The organism is Aeromonas sanarellii (assembly GCF_000820085.1).
GTDB lineage: Bacteria > Pseudomonadota > Gammaproteobacteria > Enterobacterales > Aeromonadaceae > Aeromonas > Aeromonas sanarellii.
The window spans coordinates 1-3,382 of the sequence record NZ_CDBN01000059.1; the positions used below are offsets into that span (position 1 = coordinate 1).

At 62.6% G+C, this 3,382-nt stretch carries 3 protein-coding genes and 1 pseudogene; 3 read left to right on the forward strand and 1 reads right to left on the reverse strand.

The annotated features are described in order from the left end of the window. Nucleotide 1 precedes the first annotated feature (1 nt). The 3 genes and pseudogenes from BN1132_RS12040 to BN1132_RS12050 all read left to right on the forward strand — a co-directional run bounded on the left by BN1132_RS12040 (nt 2) and on the right by BN1132_RS12050 (nt 2,904). Nucleotides 2-335, forward strand: a pseudogene (locus BN1132_RS12040) (cupin domain-containing protein). A gap of 204 nt (nt 336-539) precedes the next feature. Next, nucleotides 540-2,204, forward strand: coding sequence for an asparagine synthase B (gene asnB / locus BN1132_RS12045; protein ID WP_042077830.1), 1,665 nt, complete (start codon nt 540-542; stop codon nt 2,202-2,204). Between the two features lie 199 nt (nt 2,205-2,403). After that, nucleotides 2,404-2,904 carry a thioredoxin family protein gene (locus tag BN1132_RS12050; protein WP_042077831.1) on the forward strand — a complete coding sequence of 167 codons (501 nt, stop codon included), beginning with the start codon at nt 2,404-2,406 and terminating at the stop codon, nt 2,902-2,904. Nucleotides 2,905-2,983: 79 nt separating this feature from the next. Here the strand turns inward: BN1132_RS12050 and BN1132_RS12055 are convergent. Further along, a partial coding sequence (locus tag BN1132_RS12055; RefSeq protein ID WP_042077832.1) for a glutathione S-transferase family protein occupies nt 2,984-3,382 on the reverse strand: 399 nt, incomplete at its 5' end.

The window sequence follows — 3,382 nt, forward strand, 5'->3', positions numbered from 1 at the left end:
GCTGATGCCCGCCCCCGAGCGGATCCGGGCCGGCAACCCGAGCCAGACCCTGTGGAATCACTACTCGGACCCGAGCCAGCAGTTTCACGTGGGCTTCTGGGCCTGCGAGCCGGGCCGCTGGGCCGTGCACTACACCGAGCACGAGTATTGCCAGTTGCTGGAGGGGGAGNNGCCAGTTGCTGGAGGGGGAGGCGCGGATCCACGACGGTCAGGGGGGCCAGCTGCACCTCAAGCCGGGCGATCAATTCGTCATCCCGGCGGGCTTCGTCGGCGAGTGGGAGACCCTGGTGGCCTGTCGCAAGCTCTATGTGATCTTCGAACCCGCCGCGACCTGACGCGCACGTCAACCTCGTTCCCTTTTCCGGGCGACCGGGCGGTGACTATCCCCTGGCACGGCTTGACGCTTACGGCATGATTTTCTGCGGTTTTCCCGCTTGCAAAAGGGTTTTCCGCTAGGCATTGTGATTGGCGAGGAATGTAAATGGAATTTCGAGCCCAAACGTGGGGGGCTCATATAAAAATCAAGAGGATTACCGCCAATGTGTTCTATTTTCGGCATTCTGGACATCAAGACCGACTCCGCCACTCTGCGCAAATCGGCCTTGGAGATGTCCAAGCGACTGCGTCACCGCGGGCCTGACTGGTCCGGCGTCTACAGCTCCGACAAGGCCATCCTGGTGCACGAGCGCCTGGCCATCGTCGATCCGGGCAACGGCGCCCAGCCGCTCTACAACCCCGAGCGCACCCACGTATTGGCCGTCAACGGCGAGATCTACAACCACAAGGAGCTGGAGAGAAACCTCAAGGTCGATTTCCAGTTCCAGACCCACTCCGACTGCGAGGTGCTGCTGGCCCTTTACAAAGAGAAGGGCCCCGCCTTCCTGGACGATCTCAACGGCATCTTCGCCTTCATCCTCTATGACGCCGAGCAGGATGCGTATCTTATCGGTCGCGACCACATGGGGATCATCCCCCTCTACACCGGCCGCGACGAGCACGGCAACTTCTACGTCGCCTCCGAGATGAAGGCCCTGGTGCCGGTGTGCAAGAGCGTCGAGACCTTCCCGCCGGGACACTACCTCTGGAGCAAGGATGGCGAACATAAAACTTGGTACAAGCGCGACTGGATGGAGTACGCCGCAGTCGAGCACAACGTCAGCGACAAGGCCGAGCTGAAAGCCGCTCTGGAAGCGGCGGTCAAGCGCCAGCTGATGTGTGACGTCCCCTACGGCGTGCTGCTCTCCGGCGGGCTGGATTCGTCCGTCATCTCCGCCATCACCAAGCTCTATGCCGCTCGCCGGGTCGAAGACGATGACAAGAGCGAAGCCTGGTGGCCGCAGCTGCACTCCTTCGCCGTCGGCCTGGAAGGCTCGCCGGACTTGGCCGCCGCCCGCAAGGTGGCAGACCACCTCGGCACCATCCACCACCAGATCCACTTCACCGTGCAGGAGGGGCTGGATGCCCTACGGGACGTCATCTATCACCTCGAGACCTATGACGTCACCACCATCCGCGCCTCCACGCCCATGTACCTGATGGCACGCTACATCAAGGCGATGGGCATCAAGATGGTGCTCTCCGGCGAAGGCTCCGACGAGCTGTTCGGCGGCTACCTCTACTTCCACAAGGCGCCCAACGCCCGGGAGTTCCACGAGGAGACGGTGCGCAAGCTGTCCGCCCTGCACCTCTACGACTGCCTGCGGGCCAACAAGTCCATGGCCGCCTGGGGCGTGGAGGGCCGCGTGCCCTTCCTCGACAAGGAGTTCATGGACGTGGCGATGCGCCTCAACCCCGCCGACAAGATGTGCGGCAAGGGCAAGATCGAGAAGCACATCCTGCGGGAAGCGTTCGAGGATCTGCTGCCCCACGAGGTGGCGTGGCGCCAGAAGGAGCAGTTCTCCGACGGCGTGGGCTACTCCTGGATAGACAGCCTCAAGGCCATGGTCGAGCAGGAGGTGACGGATCAGATGTTCGAGGCGGCGGCGTTCCGCTTCCCCATCAACACCCCGCTCACCAAGGAGGCCTACTACTACCGCGCCATCTTCGACGAGCACTTCCCGCTGGAGTCCGCCGCCCGCACCGTGCCCTACGGCAAGTCGGTCGCCTGCTCCACCCCAACCGCCCTGGAGTGGGATGCCAAGTTCAAGGAGATGGCCGACCCGTCAGGCCGCGCCGTGATGGACGTCCACCAGCAGGGTTACTAAGCCCCTCTTCTCCCATCGAGATCACCAAGCCCCTCCCACGAGGGGCTTTTTCATGCGTGTCTTCTTCATGTGCGTCTTCGTGGCTTAACAATGCCGTTTTTCGCATATCCCATGCCCCTGTAGCCCTTGGCGAAGGGGGTCGTTCGTGTCACATTGTTGCTGCTTGGAAGCCAAACAATAACGACACAAGGAAGAGACCATGAAACACCTGCTATTGCCCCTGGTGCTGGGCACCCTGCTGTTCAACGGCGCCGCCCGCGCGGACGAGCACCTCTGGGCCAGGGGCCTGCCCGATTACAGCCAGGGCTATGACGAGACGCGGGATCCGGCGAAAGATCTGGCCGCCGCCACTACCAGGGCGCAGCAAGAGGGCAAAAAGGTCCTGCTGCTGGTGGGGGGCGAGTGGTGCAGCTGGTGCCAGGAGATGAACCGCTTTCTGGACCGGGAGCCGGATCTTGCCAGCCAGCTCAACCGCACCTTCGTGGTGGTCAAGGTGAACGTCAGCGAGCAGAACAAGAACGAATCCTTCCTCAAGGCCTATCCCGAGTATCTGGGGGTGCCCCACTTCTACGTGCTGGACGCCCGCGGCAAGCTGCTGGAATCCTTCAACACCGGGCTGCTGGAGAAGGAGAAGAGCTATGATGAGGCGGAATTCGGCAAGTTCATCGCCTTCTTCCAGCGCCAGGAGGCTCGCAGCTGACAAGCCCCGTCCATGATGCAAACACCCCGCACGGTCGCCTGACGGTGCGGGGTGTTTGTTGTTTATCACCGGGGTGAAATCAGGGCTGGGCGTCTGGCTGATTGGCGGGGGCGGCCTTGATAAAGGCCTGCAGCTGCTCGCAGTTGGCCACGATACGGTTGATGGTGGGGTAGTCGTCCAGGGTCATGTTGAAGCGGCGGGCGTTGTAGACCTGGGGCACCAGCATGCAATCCGCCAGGGTCACCTCGTTGCCGACGCTGTAGACCCCGGCCGTGGTCATCAAGAGCTGCTCCAGCGCGGTGAAGGTCTCGTCGATCCAGTGGCGATACCAGCTGGCCTCCTGCTCCTTGCCCACCCTGAAGACCTCCTCCAGATAGTTGAGCACCCGCAGGTTGTTGAGGGGGTGGATGTCGCAGGCGATCATGTTGACTATCTGGCGCACCCGGGCCCGCTCCTCGGGGGCGGACGGCATCAGGGG